The sequence below is a fragment of the Endozoicomonas sp. ALC013 genome (assembly GCF_049310205.1).
Lineage (GTDB): Bacteria > Pseudomonadota > Gammaproteobacteria > Pseudomonadales > Endozoicomonadaceae > Endozoicomonas.
The window spans coordinates 1-18,049 of sequence record NZ_JBLYNS010000065.1; the positions used below are offsets into that span (position 1 = coordinate 1).

Genomic DNA, 18,049 nt, shown 5'->3' on the forward strand with positions numbered 1-18,049 from the left:
CAGGAGAGCGCTAATACCCATATAGCCTCGCTCTGCGTGAAATACAACCGTAGTCGTCTGTTCTCATATAAAGCTTAATGATAATGATTTGCATTAGATATTTTTTATAATTATTATCCCGCCGTTGTTTATTCTCATTGCGTATTTTTTTCAGCATGAGAATCAGAAGAAGCAGGCGGTCATTGGCGACTGTCAAAAGGCAACTGGTGGCTGTTAAAGCCCACACTGGTACAGATTGAAATTCATGAAATTTTCAAAAAATACGCTGGCGCTGGCTGTGATGGCGGCCACCGTTTCTCTTGTGCAAACCTCGCCTGTTCTGGCTGAAACTGCCACAGAAAGCACCGATAAAAAATATCAGCCGACTCTGATGAATCAGGTTACGGTAACCGCTGCACGTTCTGAGAAGCAGTTGAAAGATATTGCTGGAACGATCGTAGTTATGGACGAAGAACAGCTGGAAAAACAGCTGGCTACCGATATCAGAGACTTGGTTCGTTACGAGCCGGGCATCAGTGTTGGTTCCGATGGTCGTACCGGGTCTGAAGGTTTTAATATCCGGGGTATGGAAGGCAACCGGGTTAAAATTATGGTGGATGGCATAGACCAGCCGCAGCAGTTTGACTCTGGTTTTACTTACCAGCGTTCACAAAGAAACTTTATTGATATTGATGCCATTAAAGCTGTGGAAGTTGTTAAAGGGCCTGCATCAAGCCTTTATGGAAGTGATGCTATTGGGGGTATTGTTGCTTATCAGACAAAAGATCCCTCTGATTACCTGAAGTCTGATGGTGATGATACTACTGCTTCGGTAAAGGGTAGTTACACCAGTGCAGATCATGGCTTTGCAGAAACTTTCACCCTGGCAAATCGTACAGGTGATCTTGAAAGTATGCTGATCTATACCCGAAGAGATGTTGAAGAACTGGAAACTCATAGTGGTGCAGATATTGAAGGTAATGCAAGAGGCGCTGCTGATCCTCTGGATACTGGCAGCAATAACTTTCTGGGTAAATTACAGTATCAGGTGAACGATGATCATCGAGTTGGTCTGACTGGTGAATACCTGGACGCTAAGACTAAGGTTAAGCTGAAGTCAGGAGAAAAACTGCTGCCAGGTGGTACAACAGGCGAAGATATTGCCAGCCGTAAGCGCATTGGTGCCTTTCATGAATGGGAGGCAGGTCTCACTGCTTTTGATAGTCTGAGAACCCAGCTGGACTGGCAAGATTCAAAGATGGACCAGACGACCTGGATCCCGGCCACAAGTAGATACAATGACCGTAAGAATGTTTACTTCTATGGAGAAAAAAGCATTCAGCTGGCGACTCAGTTTGATAAACAGGTTCAGTTAGGTAATACCGAACATAGCTTTGTTTATGGTTTTGATGTCAATGATGTAAAAACAGAAAACAGAAATATCAGTTACGAGACCGGGAAAGATCCTGCTGACAAAACGTACATTCCAAGTGTTGATAAGCTGACATATGGCCTTTTTGTTCAGGATGAAATTACTTTAACTGACCGATTGGTGTTAACCCCCGGGGTGCGATTTGACAGCTATAAGTATTCTCCAGGAGGGGATAAGCTGGAAAAAAGTACAGGGAATAAGCTGACTAGCCGACTTGGTGCTGTTTATAACTTGAGCGATGAGCTTTCCGTTTTTGGTCAGTATAGCCAAGGGTTTAAAGCGCCCGATTTATACGATATGTACTATACCCATAAGGGTATAGGCTTTGATGGTAAACCCTATAAAACCATCTCAAACCCGGATCTGAAGCCAGAGGAGAGCAAGTCTGTTGAGTTTGGTTTAAGAGGTGATGATCATAGAGGTAGTTTTGAAGTTGTAGCTTTTTATAATCGCTACTCAAACTTCATTGATACATTCACTGATATGAGTGACCCAACATACACCGGAGGAATCACTCAAGCACAGAATATTGGTAAAGCGGAAATTCAAGGTGTTGAACTCAGGGGTCAATTATGGCTTGACGAAACAATCGGTGCCCCTATGGGAACAACACTACGAGGGTCTCTTGCGTATGCTGATGGTGAAGATAAAGAAAATAATCAAAAGCTGAACAGTGTTGCGCCCATAACTGCTGTGATCGGTCTTGGCTATGATGACCTTTCCGGAAACTACGGTGGTGAGCTTGCCTGGACGTTGGTTAAAGGTAAAAGTGACTCTGATGTCAGTGACTCCGAAGTGCCAACAGGTAAAACCCAGTTTAATCCGGCAGGTTATGGGCTTGTAGATCTAACGGCTTATTACAGTCCTGTGGAGGATGTTACGTTAAGAGCCGGGTTGTTTAACATCACTGATAAAAAGTACTGGTTACTGGAAGATGTCCGTGGTCGTAGTTTTGGCGATCCTGAACTTAACCGCTACACTCAGCCAGGCCGTAACTTCTCTGTCAGCGTGAAGTGGGATATTTAAGCATTCTGACCTCACTCCCACGGTCCCTCGTGGGAGTATACCCAAACTTTTGCATTTTCATGGGAAGTGAAAAACCGCTTGGTGCAGGTATGCATTAGCCACGGAGTGTGGGAACGAGGAAAGCCGAGTTCCCTATAGCTTAACTTCCTGAATTACCGGTACTGATACAACAGCTGCCTTATAAAGCTTATAAATGGTAATGCTATTAGTAACCACAAACGTTGCCTCAATCAGACTGCCACCAACAGACCCGGTCAACAGGTTGTGCACCAGCCAGCAGCAGGAGTTCAAAAGGATCAGTGATTGTAATGGAATGCCACGGGTGGAAAACAGGGCCCAGGTGGCAACAACCGAACCGATAATGGTCGGAACTTCATATCACTGCTCGACATTGGGCAGTGTCAGGCCGATCAGCAAAACAATGAACATGGCCATCAGAATTTTTGACTGACTTTTTACCGATGCATAACTGCGCAGGCTATTAATAACCGCACCTATTGCCGCAACGGTTGCCCCCATCAGAACAAAGTGCAGTGCCATCACCAGGCTGAAGGCAGTCATTTGATAGCGGAATTTCACATCATCTTTTTGCCAAAAGGCCATGATGCCGATCAGGAAGGCAAAGCCACCAACAAGCTGGGCAATAAACATCACGGTTTCTCTGTTAATCAATGGCAGAATCCCCCGAAGGAGATTCTGTTGTACATAACGGTAATCAGAAGCCAAACAGTGCTGGGTGTTGATCAGCCACTGAACAGTAAAAACGCCCGGTCAATTTACGAACACATCGATGCACAGCTGAAAACCGACGCCTTCCTGCCACGCAGTCTCTATGAACGATTCAATATTGACGTTCTGGCCACCACCGAAACTGCAGTGGACACGCTGGAGAGTCACCTGCGTATTAACGACAGTGGTTGGAAAGGCCGGGTGATCACGACGTTCCGTCCCGACTCGGTAACGGACCCTGAGCATCCGGATTTTGCCGCGCACATGACGCTGCTGGCGGAACGGACCAGCGAGGATATTCAGTGGGCAATGACCCGAATCTGACCATCATCCTCTTCACACTTGATGAAGATGCGTATGCCCGGGAACTGGCACCACTGGCAGGTCATTACCCGGCACTGAAGCTGGGACCCGCCTGGTGGTTCCACGACAGCCCGGAAGGCATGATGCGTTACCGCCGGATGGTGACTGAAACCGCTGGTTTCTATAACACCGTTGGTTTTAACGACGATACCCGTGCATTTCTGAGTATTCCGGCCCGTCACGATGTGTCCCGTCGTGTGGATTGTAACTTCCTGGCATCTCTGGTGTGTGAGCACCGCATTACCGAAGAAGAAGCCTTTGACCTGGCCCTTGAGCTGACCAGTGGACTGGCCAAAAAAGCTTATCGCCTGTAATAGCATTAACAACCAGAGATGCTGCAATGATTAATAAAAAGCTGCAACACGAAAAAATCGTAGCCAATGGCTACGACGGCACCGAGTTGACCGCCGGTATTGTTCATATTGGCCTGGGTGCTTTCCACCGTGCTCACCAGGCGCTGTACACCCATGAAACCATTGCCGCTACCGGGGCGTTCCACTGGGGAATCTGTGCAGCCAACATTTTTGGCGGTCAGGAGCTGGTTCAGGAACTGCAGGAGCAGGACAACGCTTACACCGTTACCGAGATGAATCCGGACGGCTCCCGTACAGTAAAACTTGCCACGGCCATCGCCCGGTCACTGGCCGTTGAGGAAGACCGCAGGCCGTTGCTGGAGATTATGTCGGCAGAGACCACACGCATTGTCTCTCTCACCATTACCGAAAAGGGCTACTGCCTGAACCCGGCAACCGGCGAACTGATGATCGACAACCCGCTGATCGCCCATGACCTGGAAAATACCCATAACCCGAAGACGGCACTGGGGGTGATTGTTGCGGCACTGGGACAGCGTAAGGCTAAGGGACGACTGCCCTTTACGGTATTAAGCTGTGACAACGTACCTGACAATGGCAAACGTGCCCGGGCAGCGGTCATTCAGATGGCAGAGGCGATGGATCAAGAGCTGGCCGCCTGGATTCGTGAACACGTGGCCTTCCCATGCACCATGGTTGATCGCATCGTACCGGCCATGACGGAAGAGAGCTTTGCCGATGTCCAGTCTTACCTGGGCTTTGCTGACAAAGGTGCCATTGTCACCGAAGCCTATTCAACAGACGTCGACTTCATCTTTTCTAACGTTCTAATATACGATTGCAGTGTATTCAGTAACGTTGATGACTCCAGATAGAGGGCATGGCTGTCAGAAGTCCCGTTCTGCTGTCCTGTCTCTGTCTGGCTATGTGCGTTGAACAGATCTTTTGTCTCTTTCTCAAGGGCTTTTTGCATACCTTCCAGCAAGTGAATGGTGTCTGTGATGCGGTTTGCGTGTTGCCGCCTGTCATCTTGCGCAGAAGGTTGAGTATTTTGCAGGCGGTGAATAAGGTCAGAGGCGTAATCGACACCCTGTTTCAGTGGCTGCAATGCTTCTGTCAGATTGGCTGGCTTCTGGCTGACCAGCCTCTCTGCCAGAGGCTTTACTTTCGGACGGGTGAAATCTGCACTGGACAGTAACGTCCGCTTTACCTCCTGCTGAGAGATGATGCTTCGCTTCTTTATCCCGGACATGGCCTGATCGTTTTGTCGGGTAGAGCCGTTGCCGGGGCTGTCCTTGTCCATGATGTGTTCATCCTGAATCTGATAAAGGTATTTGGCTACCGTGTTATCGGCTACTTGTGGAATAACCAGAATTTACAGGATATGGCCAGCTACTTATAGAATTCGATAGTACTACCGCCTGATTCTGAAGGGCACAAAACTGTCATTGTCAGGTATAAGTCAGAAGTCACGTTTTATATATATAAAAACTTGTGCTTTTGTTTGTTATAGCTATTTTCACACTGTGGGATTTTGGCTTCTGGGATCTTTGGTCGCTATTCCTGTCTTAAAAATAAATTGAGATGTTATCGGTATGATAGAATCAGGGTTTCCTTTGAGCCTTAAAACTCAGTTACCAGACAATGCTGTTTCATTAACACCAATTGAACAGTTAAATGGTGTAGAGCGTGTCTTGCAGCAGTTTGTTGATAAACTACCCCATCAAATTGCGGTTGAACTCAGACAGAAAGATACCCTGCGCGGAATGGAAATGAAAGACAGGCCAGGAAGCAAGATTGAAAGCATGGCAGAAAAATTAAAAGAAGGTCCGGTCAGCTTTGTTATTCAATCAAAAGACCAAAATAATACCTCTGATAAATTAATGATCACCTGTTTTTTAAATAAGCCAAAACCGGGTTGCTTTATCTGCAGAAATGATGAAAACATCATGGTTAATGTAAAAAACACGTCAGGTGACATTTATCAAAGTGTGGCGAATGGTTTCTGGATAAGTGGTGAGGGGGAAGATGGGACGGGAAACATTCACTGTCTTCTTGATTTCGGGCAGCGGCGGGTTATGGATTATCAACTGATAACATCAGAATCCACCGGTTCACCGGCTGGCAACTATCAGGTGGTTGATTCAACACTGCAGGTAAACGACTTTATTATTCCGGCAGTGACCCATCTGGAACGTGCCAGTCATGATGGTGGTCGATATGGTACACACAATGCTGTTTTTGCCAACGGAGCTGCTATCCCGGCAGCACTGTTTGAACACGACTTTGACCATTGGAACAGCCCGCCGGAAGCCTACCGCATGTTGTTCAGAAGTTTGTGGGGGGCTCTGAGCCATGCCTCGAAAAATCCGGAGCTTGACCTGCGAACCTTTTTGCATGTCTTTATCACTACCTGTATTGGCTCCGGACTGATTCTGGGCGGGGATGAAGCCGCGGCGGCAATACAAACAGCCAGGGGGTTCCCCAGTACCAGTGTTATCGGAACACCGTCGGATAACCCGGTATTGGAAAGGTACAAATATGCCGGTATCACCCTCAGCCTGGCCAGTTTCTTCGGTTTTCAGACCACTAAGAATGCCTTGGGAGTCAGTAGCCAATTTATTGAAAATCCCACTGAGAAACGCTGCTTAAGTGCGAAAATGTGGGCGATGGAGGTGTTTGGCAGTCAAATTCTGTCGATGCTTATCATTGCTACCGCCATTGCCGGGGGAGAGTATTTTATTACCGGTAGTGCCGAACAAAGTAATCCTCGAAAGCTGTTTACTGACCTGCTTTTAGCACAGACGGTTGTTCTTGGTCTGGGGGCTGGCGTGCAATCCAGGATGATTGACAAAGGTGTGTCTCCGGCCAAGACATGGTTGTTTTTTGTCCTCTTTCGGTTAGCCATATTCAGGAGTGCGGCCCTGGGGGTTCAGGTGATGACCGATCATCTGTTTGCCGATGGCGTTAAACCGGGGAAAATTCAGAGCATTGTGATAGCCAATGTGATTAATGAGCTGATGATCACGATTTTGAGTGGAATGTCTTATCTTTCCGGAAGATCAAAAGCCACGGATGGTTCAGAAGAGCAGCTGATGGCCTATGAACAGGGTATCCGGGAGTCGGCAACTGAGTCCGAATCAGCCAGTGGTCTTGACACTTACGCTGATGAACATCAAATTTCTGTCCATCCATTAAACCGGTTCCGGTTATATTTAAGCCGATCCATTGATGCTGCGCCGAAAACGCTCTGGGGTAAAGTGGCTCATTACTGTTTGCATCGGGATCCGCAGGGTGTGCTGTCCCAAGTGGTCACCAGTCCATTTATCAGTGCACTCTCTGGTCAGTCAGACGCTGAATACCGCGATGTTTTGAAGTTGCATCAAGCGTTATTAAAAGATCGTTCAGTGTCCTTGCCAGTCAATAAACCTGAAGCCAGGGGGCTACCGGTATAATCCTTATTGGCAGCTGCTAACAGAGGCGATGATTGATCATGGATTACGATGATTATTTTCAGGAAAAGTATTTTTCCCTGTTCCGGGAAAGCCCTGGTCTTACCGAGGATGATCTTGCTGTATCAGAAACCGATACCGTTAAAGAAAGAGAGCTTAAGCAGTTTATTAAAGACAATTACCTGAACTCAGAAGCAGGACCCATATCAGGCAAAAAGAATCCCTGCGATATTGATGAAGAGATAAGTCAGGTGAAGCGACTGTTAACAGGATTGCTTGAGTCGGGGGAGATTGACCGGGAGATTGTTCTTGAGGCGCTCAGTTATGGGCTGACAGAAATGGTCGATTTCCTTCACCACGAACCTGATCATCATTATTCGTTCAGTGATCAGGAGAAGGATGAGCTGCACAGTATGATGAAGACGGTTCTGAAAAAGACAGAAACAGAGGAGCATCAGGCCATTTGTGAATCCCTGTTCCCGGATATGGTCAACTATCTTGAGTCGGTGGTGGCTAAAATCAGGACACCAAGGTTCTGACAAGACGCAGAGCCCTCATATGATTTCATTTTTGCTTTCTTTGATCGCTACTCTTATCTTTAAAAATAAATTGAGATGTTATTGGTATGATTGAATCAGGGTCTTCTTTGAGTCTGAGAACTCAGTTCCAGCACAATGATTTTTCATTAACACCGATCAATACTTCCGATGAAGTAGAGTCCATCCCTCAGCAGTTTGCTGACCAACTGCCCCATCAAATTGCGGTCGAGCTCAGACAGAAAGATACTCTGCCCGGGATGGAAATGATAGAGAGGTCTGGAAGTAAGGTTGAAAGCATGGCCGAAAAATTAAAAGAAGGTCCAGTCAGCTTTATTATTCAATCAAAGGGCCAAAATAGTACCCCCAATGAATTAATGATTACCTGTTCCTTAAATGTGCCAAAACCGGGTTGCTTTATCTGTAAAGATGATAAAACCATCATGGTTCATGTGAAAAACAGTTCAGGTGTTACTGATGCAACGGCGATGAGTGGTTTTTGGGTGAGCGATGATCAGGAGTGTGAGGCGGAGAATATTCACTGTCTTCTTGATTTCGGGGAGCGGCGGGTTATGGATTATCGACTGGCGAAATCAGCATCAGGCGATTCCCGGCCTGACAGCTATCAGGTGGTTGATTCAACACTGCAGGTAAACGACTTTATTATTCCGGCAGTGACCCATCTGGAACCTGCCATTCATGATGATGGTCGTTATGGTACACACAATGCTGTTTTTGCCAATGGAGCCGCGATTCCGGCGGCACTGTTTGAACACGACTTTGAACATTGGAACAGCCCGCCGGAAGCCTACAGAATGTTGTTCAGAAGTTTGGGTGGTGCCTTGAGCCATGCCTCGAAAAATCCGGAGCCAGACCTCAGAACATTTTTGCATGCCTATATCACTACCTGTATTGGCTCCGGACTGTTTCTGGGAGGGGATGAAGTGGCTGCGGCAGTACAGACAGCCTTGGGTTACCCCAGTACCAGTTTTCTCGGAATCCCGTCGGACAACCCGGTATTGGAAAGGTTTAAATATGCCGGTGTCATTCTCAGTCTGGTCAGTTTTTTCGGTTTTCAGAGCACTAAGAATGCCTTGGGAATCAGTAGTCAATTTATTGAAAACCCCGCTGAGAAACGCTGCTTAAGTGTGAAAATGTGGGTGATTGAACTTTTTGGCAGCCAGGTTTTAACAATGCTTACCGTTGCCGCCTCCATTGCCGGGGGAGAGTATTTTGCTACCGGCAGTACTGAACAAAGTAACCCACGCAAACTGTTTACTGACTTGCTTTTAGCGCATACCGTTGTTCTTGGTTTGGGCGCTGCCGTACAGTCCAGGCTGATTGACAAAGGCTTGTCTCCAACAAAGGCATGGCTATTTTTTGTTCTATTTCGATTAGCTATCTTCAGGGGCGCTACCCTGGGAGTACAGCTGATGACCGATCATCTGTTTGCCGATGGCGTTAAACCGGGGAAAATTCAGAGTATCGTGATAGCCAGTGTCATTAATGAACTGGTGATCACGATTTTGAGTGGGATGTCTTATCTTTCCGGAAGATCGAAACCCACTGATGGTTCAGAAGAGCAGTTGATGGCCTATGAGCAGGATATTAGTAGACCTGTACCTGAATCCGGATCAGTCTGTTTTCTTGGACTGGAAACTTACGCCCATGATCAGCAAATTTCCGTCCATCCATTAAACCGGTTCCGGTTGAATTTCAGTCGATCCATTGATGCTGCGCCGAAAACGCTCTGGGGTAAAGTGGCTTATTACTGTTTGCATCGGAGTCCCGTGAGTGTGCTGTCCAAAGTGTTCACCAGTCCGTTTATCAGTGCACTCTCTGGTCAGTCAGACGCTGAGTACCGGGATATTTTGAAGTTGCATCAGGCGTTATTAAGAGATCGTGCAGTGACCTTGCCAGTCAATCAACCTGAAGTCAGGGAGCTACTGGTATAATCTGATGCTTATTGGCAGCGGCTAACGGAGGTGAGATTGATCATGTATTACGATCATTATTTTCAGGAAAAGTATTTATCAGTTCCGGGCTAACCTGTCGCTTTGTTCCCAAGGGAGATCGGGGTCTTGCGGGTATATCAGTGATTGGCTGCACTCATGTTGAACGAGGCAGGCGTTACCAAACCTGCCAGACGTTTATACAAGGAGGGGTTTCACAAGAGAATCACTTCTCTGGTAGACGGTGCTTGATCATCTGCCCAAGGGTGAGAATATCTTTTCGAACCTCTTTTACCTGACTCTCCACACCTTCAAGACGCTGATTGATGCCACCAAGCCACTCATTGGTACTGCTGAGACGCTCATTGTTTTCATCCAGCCGTTCATTGGCTTCATCAAGGCGTTCGCTGTTTTCACCGAGGCGTTCATTGGTCTCGTTTAATCGCTCATAGGTTTCATCAACACGCTCATGGGTTCCATCAACCAGTTTGTTGGTTTCATCCAGCCGACCATTAATGGTGTCCAGATGCTCACTGATATCATCCAGAATTTTGTGGGTATTCGTCATTAACTCACTGGTGCGTTCAAAACCGGACAGCGTGGCCTGGGCCAGTTCGGAGACATCCTCTTTAACGCTGGTAACCTCTGCCTGAATACCGGACATATTGACTTTGACGCCAATGATCTCATGCTGGTTTTTCAATGCGATGTGTTTGATATCCGCCATCGCTTTTACCAGTCCATGAATTGTGTTGTAGAGGGACTGGTGTTGCTTCTCCAGCATCTCAACTCTTGTTTCTAGCGACATACAGCTACCTGTCTTTTGTTGTTACAAAGCCTTGTGTTAAACCATTTTGTAGTTAGACAGCCATGCAGCACCCATATTAGAAATTATGGGAAAAAAAAGTGCTATTTATCAACCCGGGATTCAGGCGATGGCTGCTCTAAAGCTATGCACTGACTGCATGATCAGCATAGCAGAGCTTCAGAGAGTCATCGGTTTTATTGATGAGAGAAATAAAAAGAGGGGTTTATAGTGGAATGGTGGTTTGGATTAAATCGGACATGATGCGCCATTAAATCTGAATAATCAGGAAGCGGTTAATCTGACAACAATGAAGGTAAGCAGTGTGTGGCAGATGCACAGGTGTCAGGCATTGCCACACTTTATGATTGAAGAGGGGTGATCTTGACAATAAAGTAAGTAAATTTTTAAAGCGTGTAGAAGATACTCAAGTTTCCGGAGCAGGTAGCATCGTCATTATCTGTTCAATGCTATTAACTATTTCAGGAGCCAGATGTTTAAATACCTCTGCATGGTCCCTTGCTGATGTCTTCTGGATAGCAATCAATATTGAGTTACAAAGCATATCTTTTTCACTCTGAGTAAAAGAGAATGGTTGCTTTTTATTGTCACTCATGTGTGCAACCGTTTTGGTAATAACATCCGAGAGACTGCTAAGCAGTTCCTTTGTTTCAGCATCCTCAGGGTTTGCCTGTTTCGCAAACACCTGGTTTAATCGATTTACTTTTTCGGGTAAATCTGAAGAGTTCATCTTTTGACCTTTCTCCCTGTTAAGATTGCTGGTTTATTTTGCATAATTCAATAGCTCACGTTCATTGGTATGGAAAAAACTGCCCGCCTTGAAATTTATAAGGTAGTACCGGTTTTATCAGTCGCTAAATACGTTTTTTTTATTTGGGTAATATGTTTTATCTCTGATAAATTATTGGACAGTTTTAATGATTTGGTTAACTATTTATGTCCAGCATCACTGGGTACGAACAATCTTTTGTACTTTTTCTGGAGATCGTTAATCTTTTTTACTTTCATTGGGGACATAAGGGTAATTTGCTTCCATGGCCATGATTAGAGAAAAGGCATTTCGTGTGGCTTCCTGCCTTGCCTCTTTGCATTCTTTATGGACAGGCATTCCAGAACGGTAGACAAAACCCTCTTTTTCTCGTTTCATTTTAACCTCGTTTTTCGTTTGATAAAGCTGTTTATTGGTCGTATAAGGACCACCGCAGTTATGGCAATTATGCTCAAACTTTATGAACCCTTCTTTTTCTACCTCGACATTTTTACGCAATTTAAATCTCTCCAGTTGCTCACTGAATTTCGTATCCAGACGTTCATACTCTTTGTCATCCAGAACAGCGAATGCCTTACCCGGTATCGTTCTATTGTTGTCCACTTCCATTGGCAGTTCTGAATCCTCACTGGCTTGTGATGGTTCTGGCTGTCGGGTTCTTTGATGAAATTTTTCCAGCACTGTATTGATGATGGTTTGCTGATGTTCTTTGGAGGTAAAGTCAACAGGCTTTATCCATTTGTTTTTATCAGGAAGCAGTCGTTGCATCAGCTGAGCATACTGGTCTTTCTGGTTGCTGGAAATAAATCGTTGGACCTCTTTGATTCGTGATTGTAACTGTTCCCGCTCAGGCTCTGCCAGCTTGCTTAAAGAGTCCTGGCGGCATAATAAAAAAACAAGCAGGGTCAGCTGATGGGCAACCACACTGAAGCCAGTCTTTGAGGCGTTAATGATCTTTTCCAGCGTGAGTTCCGCTTCATTATCCAAACCCTGTGCTGCATATTTCTCAGGATCTTTGGATTCACGCTCCATTACCCTGACCAGGTATTCTATAAAAGCATTAATGATTAGCCTTGGCTTTAATGCATCGCGTTCCTGGCTACTGATACCGTCCAGCTGGTTCCAGGCAGACACCAGATAGTTGATTAAAAATGCAAAGTCTTTCAGGTTATTCTTAGCCAGTGTTCCTGAAAATGCATGTACCATTAACCTCAGGTTTCGATACTTTCTATCGGCATATAACTCACCGATTTCGTGGTGCGTATTGATAGCATTCACCATTAAATCCAGGAAGCATTGAGATGGGAGCCAGTCCTCGCCATTTTTCAGTGCATCGACCATGGTCATGGTCATGGACTTCATGATGATGTTATTGGCATCACAGGCGGTGAGAGCGGCCCTATTGTAAGGCAGTTTCAATGTTTTGTGGGCAAAATCAATCAGCTGTTTAATAACCGTGATTTTTTCATAAACTTGCATCTCCTTGTCCATAACCGGTAGCCAGGCATTGGCTTTAATTCCCCACTGCATGCCATCCCGATAACGCTGGGTGGTTTCAGGCGTCTCCGGAGAAATGGTTAGATCGAACTGTAATGCCAGATTACTGGCTTTAGCGATGGTTTTCGTCGGTTTTAATGATGCTTTCCACTCCCTGCGATTATACCATTCCCATTCTTTAGATGGTTCTTTAATAAAAATAACCCCCAGTCTTTTTGTGTGTTTCCTGTTACGATTTTTATTTTTGATGTCTTGTTTTAAACGGGTAATTGCTTCGTTCAAATCATCATCGTTTTCAATCTTTTTTTGACCATAATACACATCGGTTAACTCATGTGAGTCACTTGTTATATGACGAAGCTTCATGCTCAATACTTCTTTTAACTCACTTAAGGTGAAGGCTTGGAACGGTTCAACTTTTACTTTTTTTGATCCAGTTCTCAATTCAGTACCAGAATAATTATATCCGGGAGGATATGATAGTAATTTGCCTTTAGCATCACGATAGGTGATGAAAAATCGGTTTTTAGGGGTAGTATGAAATTCGGCGACCCTTCCTTGTGGATCAAGCTGTATCGGGTAAAAGTAGTCTGCTTTGTGTGGAGTGATCAACGTTTTTCCATTGCGTTCGAGCCTCATCATCACCTGATTTTTTACTGACAACTGCTCTTCCCATTGGCCACTGGGTTCGATAACAATGGGTTCCACCGGTACGCAGCCTGACACATCCTCGGGGGAGTAGATCATTACCCGTTCAAATATTTCGCCATAGGAGCCTGCTGCAGGAAAGTCGTACGCTGTGGGCTCGATGAGGGAAAATTGCAGACGGTCAAACTTTTTCTGGTAGATCATTTCCGGGTCAACATCGAATGACAGTGAACTGTTGCTACCTTTGGCCCGTTGGTTGACGGACGCGATCTCCTTTGCAATATGACGCTTCAGACGTTCAAGCCCTTCGGACCCTGAAAACATTTTTATCTTGTCCCGATGAAACTGATTGGAATAAATCATGGGTAGATGAAGGGTTTTGGGATCTGGATAGTTCAGTGCGTAACCTGTTCCTTCATCCCAGAAGTCGGTGTCCATAATAAGAAAATTCATCACATTCATCATTTGTTGCACCCGGTCAAAATTATAGCTGCTGTATTTTGCAGCATCTTCTCCTTTCCAATAATCCGGACAGGCAGAGTGCGGAATGATCTGGGCAAGGCACAATTCTCCATCAAACAGATGAGCAACCGGCGGAGCCAATAGGACTTTGACCGATGGCCCTTCATTGTGCTTATCAGTATTGTTGAAATCGAATTCAACCTTGTAGCAAGCGCCTTCCCACCAGCCAAAAGGGGCAACAAATTCAGCGCTCACTTTCATGGCATTGTCATCGGGAATGGTCAGGGCAAATTTTCCGGGATAGTGCTGGTCCATAAAGGACTGTATATGATCCCTGGCAAGGCCTATCTCCCGTTGCAATCTTGCGCCATTCACACCTGGATTGAATCGCTTGAACGAAGCTTCAGGGTAATCATAAGAAGGGGCTTTTGCTGTCGGGGTTAGCTCTCTTTGCAGGGTATTGACAACCTCACAATTATTGACAGAGTAATCATTCAGGGAGAGTCTCTGATCAGACGGCCCTTGCTCCAACTGATCCATCGGCTCATGGGTTGGCGGTATTCTGCGGATATTGCTGCCATTTCTGCTGGCAGGTGAGCCGGCGGACTCGTCGTCAGAAAAAGAATCAATGGTACGTTTAGTCGCCGGGGAATTAATGGAATCCATGTTTACTTCCTTATTCTGTTGGTTAGAGTTATGAAGTTTATTGGTTAAAAGTTAACTGAAATGACATAGTTAAATAATTATTACAACCAGGCCACAAATGGTTTATAGGACTCTTGTGTCTTATGGTCAGTTAAAACCATTTCCAGAGAATGAATCATTGTGTCTACCTGTTCTTTCTTTTTCTTCAGTCTGTCTAGCCGCTGTTTCTTTTTCAAAAGTTCGCGATCATGTTCACCCGCTGCCATCATTTCAATAACATTCATATCATCAAAGCTGACAAGCTCTGGTGTTTCAATATAGAGATCAGTAATTTTACGTGCCAGATTTTGAGGGATGACTTTTAATTTTTCCAATACGGATAATTGAGCATCGTGGGGTTGAAAAGACAGAAAAAATATCATCTGACGAAAAGCGTAGGCAATATTTTTATGTTCCTGCAACCTTATCTTATCAGGATTGGCCGGGTTATAGCGTACACATTTGATCACTATCCAGCGGGCAATCTTGTGGTTCAATGTCTTACCACTCTCACTGCTAAACAGTTCAGGCAAGTCTAAAGCATTGGTCAATGCAGTCAACGTGGCCAGGTTATGCGTGGTGATTATCTGTTGCCATTCAATGATCTTGCCATTTTCAAAAGTTGCGTAATCCCTCCACCCGCGGCTTTCTTTGGTTACACCACTTTTTTGCTTGCACAGATAATAAAGGGCATCCGGCGTTTTAAGGTTGGCAATGCTCCTGTAATCAAGTCCGTAATATGTTTCATAAAGGGTTCCCTGCATCAGGCTGGCTGCCTGTTTGGCAGCCATGAGGAATTTATCAGAGAATCTATGCATGAATATATCGGCTGCAAGCTCTTCAGTGAGCGGAGGCTCTAAAGAGAGTTCTGGAAGTTCTTCGATCATTTGACCCAGGGATTTGAGAAATCTATTGGGCAAAATGGTCTGGGGAAAATAGGTAAAGACTTGAGTCACCATATCAGTTAAAAGCTTTTCTGCGTTCTTGACTCTTTTGTCCTGGTCGAAGGGGGTGATTGCCTGTAAATGTTTTACCCAGGGCAGTTCATCCATCCGGACCTGATGTTGAAGATTCAGCAGAAGGACAGATCGTCGTTTGAAGAAAGCCTGTGTCAGTTGTGCAAACAAGGCGGCCAGGCTGGGGTCAAGTATGCTGTCACTTTTGACAATGGCGGCGATGTTCAGGTATTTGCTGGCCAGTACTTCAGCAGAGGTGATATCGCCCCGTTCAAGCAGCTCAATCACTGGTTTTGACTGAATTGCTGCCAGTAATTTTTTTATCGGTTTGGGCAATCCTGCTGTGTCCATGTTCAGGTCCTGTGGTTTTACCTGAACACAGTCTTTTAACGGCTGTAGCTGATGGATCAGGGAATGACCTGTGTGATATCTCTTTTGATAGTGTTCAAGCCAGCCCTGGCGTTGGTTCAGTGCTTGCTGATACCGTTCAGTGTCAGGTAATCCCTGCTTGCGATGGATATCTGCCAGGGTTTTTCTCAGTGTGAACTGGATTTTTTGAAAACCTTCCGTATCGGAGGGGCACCGATGTTCTGGCGGGTACGCCAGTAATATTTCCAGTGAACGTTGCAGAATCCGCTCACTGCCACGTTTACGGGTAGTACGATACATCAATTCGGGGTGTTGCTCTGTTATCTGCTTTCTATCCGCCAGGTACTGTGAGGCTTTTTCAAACCACTCTGTTGTGACCCTGGCCAGAGGCATGCCGCCGCACAGCTCCCCTTCAGTGTAATAAGGTAAATCCCCTTCTACTGTGCCCTGAATCAGTGCCACAAGCCGATCCTTCAGTGGCAGCCACTGATCAAATACCAGGGCATTTTGATCCAGCCGCAGCCGGTTATTGGATTTGTGTTCAGGGGCAGGGCCAAAGCGGTTGTCCAGTTGAGTCAGTACATCTGCCACGCTTCTCATGGCCTCGTCCGTGTTTAATGGCAGGGGCTGTTCGGCCGACTCCGGGAAAAACCTGACCCTTCCCAGATATGGGGAAATGGTTTCAATCAGTTGTTCAGCCTCGTCATCGTGTCCTGACCGGTGAAGCGCCATCAGAATTAACATAACCCCTTCTTCGGGGGTGTTTACACGGTATTTGCCGTTTAGAAGCATGGTCTCGAGGTGGCAGGAATACGGTTCAGTAAACCAGATCTGGTTAAGTGCTGACCTGATGTTTGCAAGATCATCGGGTAGATTGCTGGTTACTGATAGTCCTAACTGACTGGCCAGCTCTATTTCATAGTGACTCAGTGGCCCTCCGGCTGCCAGCTGCCCGGTGATAAAACCCCCGGTCATTACCACGGGTGTTAACCAAACCGGGGTATCAGCAATCGGCGCTCTTGAGCCCGGCTTCAGGGTTCCGTTGATTGTGCCCTGGATAGTTTGCAGTAATTGCTCGATTTTAGATCTGGCACGGCTGCGGTCAACCGGGTCAGCATGTTCTGATGTGGCCGTCTTTCCCGCTTTTAATAACAGACCGGAAAGGTAAGGAATGCCGAAGGTACTTGAGATACTGTCGTATTGATTGAGGCTGGAGGTCTGTTGAGCCGCTGTATTATCTGGCGGGATTAATTGTCTTGAGGCCATGTCAGCATTGCTTATGGAGCTGCCATTAAAGGAGCCTTGGGATGTGATGAAATCGTCAACAATCTGGTCAGGATTTTGGTTTGAACAAGTAAATAATTCCGCAGGATTCATACAGGCTCCGACTTAGACAGATAGTACCAGTAAGCAATTTCGATTCGATCTACCGTTCTTTCTCAGGGATTCGATTGAACGTACACAATTAAGTTCCCTGATTTGGTTAACAACTTAAACACCCTTCAAAAAGCGCAACGATAAAGCAATGAGTGTTTTCGCTCTCGTTGGGAATTAAATCGATAAGGGTGAACTGAAAAGCTATCCTGACGAAAAGCCTCAGCGGGTGTAAATCTGATGAATCGTTTATCAGAAACGGGTAGCTTTTCAGGTTCTGGTCACTGTGCTGATCGGGGAACAGCGATAGCAGTCAATCAGAAAGGTATCCTTTCAAAGTTTAAAGTTTCAAATGCAGGAAAAGATATTCTCGATGCCATTTTGCATTTCAAGTATAACAAGGCGGATATTCCAGCAGTTGCTGCTGTAGATGCCTATAAATCACTGAGTGATCGAGAAGTTGGGTTATTTGAAAATGTATTAGACAACTACCTGCCCCACTTTTTAAGCCAGCAAGACAATACCGCGACTCAACATCAACAGGATTTTTTTGTGAATTTTTCCCAGTATCAGTTGCTTTTGAAGTTAGAAAACATGTTGTAGATAACCATTACCGACTGACCGAGCGTGGAAATGCTTTTGGACTCGATCCCCCGGACAGTCTTAAGTCCGACAGCCTCC

At 45.8% G+C, this 18,049-nt stretch carries 13 protein-coding genes and 1 pseudogene; 8 read left to right on the forward strand and 6 right to left on the reverse strand.

Going from position 1 to position 18,049, the window contains the following annotated elements; translation table 11 throughout:
* Positions 1–370: 370 nt before the first annotated feature.
* Complete coding sequence (locus tag ACO6V1_RS13120) at positions 371–2,437, forward strand: TonB-dependent hemoglobin/transferrin/lactoferrin family receptor (protein ID WP_422467159.1); 2,067 nt, start codon at positions 371–373, stop codon at positions 2,435–2,437.
* Between the two features lie 132 nt (positions 2,438–2,569).
* On the opposite strand, the pseudogene ACO6V1_RS13125 reads toward ACO6V1_RS13120, so the two are convergent.
* A pseudogene (locus ACO6V1_RS13125) lies at positions 2,570–3,088 on the reverse strand (YgjV family protein).
* A gap of 48 nt (positions 3,089–3,136) precedes the next feature.
* Between ACO6V1_RS13125 and ACO6V1_RS13130 the strand changes: the two are divergent.
* Genes ACO6V1_RS13130 through ACO6V1_RS13140 form a run of 3 tightly spaced genes read left to right on the forward strand, consistent with a single transcriptional unit; the run spans position 3,137 to position 4,718 of the window.
* Complete coding sequence (locus ACO6V1_RS13130) at positions 3,137–3,490, forward strand: glucuronate isomerase (RefSeq protein WP_422443806.1); 354 nt, start codon at positions 3,137–3,139, stop codon at positions 3,488–3,490.
* Complete coding sequence (locus ACO6V1_RS13135; protein WP_422443804.1) at positions 3,469–3,843, forward strand: glucuronate isomerase; 375 nt, start codon at positions 3,469–3,471, stop codon at positions 3,841–3,843. The genes ACO6V1_RS13130 and ACO6V1_RS13135 overlap by 22 nt, the downstream gene beginning before the upstream one ends.
* A 26-nt stretch (positions 3,844–3,869) precedes the next feature.
* The gene (locus ACO6V1_RS13140) at positions 3,870–4,718 is read left to right on the forward strand and encodes a hypothetical protein (protein WP_422443802.1); all 849 of its coding nucleotides are present in this window, start codon (positions 3,870–3,872) and stop codon (positions 4,716–4,718) included.
* On the opposite strand, the gene ACO6V1_RS13145 is transcribed toward ACO6V1_RS13140, so the two are convergent.
* On the reverse strand, positions 4,634–5,146 hold the full coding sequence (locus ACO6V1_RS13145) for a hypothetical protein (protein WP_422443800.1): 513 nt from the start codon (positions 5,144–5,146) through the stop codon (positions 4,634–4,636). The genes ACO6V1_RS13140 and ACO6V1_RS13145 overlap by 85 nt on opposite strands.
* A gap of 313 nt (positions 5,147–5,459) precedes the next feature.
* On the opposite strand from ACO6V1_RS13145, the gene ACO6V1_RS13150 reads away from it, so the two are divergent.
* The 3 genes from ACO6V1_RS13150 to ACO6V1_RS13160 all read left to right on the forward strand — a co-directional run bounded on the left by ACO6V1_RS13150 (position 5,460) and on the right by ACO6V1_RS13160 (position 9,786).
* Positions 5,460–7,298, forward strand: a complete 1,839-nt coding sequence (locus ACO6V1_RS13150) for a hypothetical protein (protein WP_422443798.1) — start codon at positions 5,460–5,462, stop codon at positions 7,296–7,298.
* Positions 7,299–7,336: 38 nt separating this feature from the next.
* Positions 7,337–7,834, forward strand: a complete 498-nt coding sequence (locus ACO6V1_RS13155) for a hypothetical protein (protein ID WP_422443796.1) — start codon at positions 7,337–7,339, stop codon at positions 7,832–7,834.
* 107 nt (positions 7,835–7,941) lie between these two features.
* Complete coding sequence (locus tag ACO6V1_RS13160) at positions 7,942–9,786, forward strand: hypothetical protein (protein ID WP_422467141.1); 1,845 nt, start codon at positions 7,942–7,944, stop codon at positions 9,784–9,786.
* Positions 9,787–10,009: 223 nt separating this feature from the next.
* Here ACO6V1_RS13160 and ACO6V1_RS13165 read toward each other — a convergent pair whose 3' ends face one another.
* The 4 genes from ACO6V1_RS13165 to ACO6V1_RS13180 all read right to left on the reverse strand — a co-directional run bounded on the left by ACO6V1_RS13165 (position 10,010) and on the right by ACO6V1_RS13180 (position 17,260).
* Positions 10,010–10,591, reverse strand: coding sequence for a coiled-coil domain-containing protein (locus ACO6V1_RS13165; RefSeq protein WP_146000082.1), 582 nt, complete (start codon positions 10,589–10,591; stop codon positions 10,010–10,012).
* A gap of 424 nt (positions 10,592–11,015) precedes the next feature.
* Positions 11,016–11,339 (reverse strand): hypothetical protein, encoded by a 324-nt coding sequence (locus ACO6V1_RS13170; RefSeq protein WP_422443792.1) that lies wholly within the window; start codon positions 11,337–11,339, stop codon positions 11,016–11,018.
* Positions 11,340–11,597: 258 nt separating this feature from the next.
* On the reverse strand, positions 11,598–14,651 hold the full coding sequence (locus tag ACO6V1_RS13175) for a hypothetical protein (protein WP_422467143.1): 3,054 nt from the start codon (positions 14,649–14,651) through the stop codon (positions 11,598–11,600).
* A gap of 80 nt (positions 14,652–14,731) precedes the next feature.
* Positions 14,732–17,260 carry a hypothetical protein gene (locus ACO6V1_RS13180; protein ID WP_422467145.1) on the reverse strand — a complete coding sequence of 843 codons (2,529 nt, stop codon included), beginning with the start codon at positions 17,258–17,260 and terminating at the stop codon, positions 14,732–14,734.
* Between the two features lie 348 nt (positions 17,261–17,608).
* On the opposite strand from ACO6V1_RS13180, the gene ACO6V1_RS13185 reads away from it, so the two are divergent.
* Complete coding sequence (locus ACO6V1_RS13185; protein WP_422443786.1) at positions 17,609–17,971, forward strand: hypothetical protein; 363 nt, start codon at positions 17,609–17,611, stop codon at positions 17,969–17,971.
* Positions 17,972–18,049 lie beyond the last annotated feature (78 nt).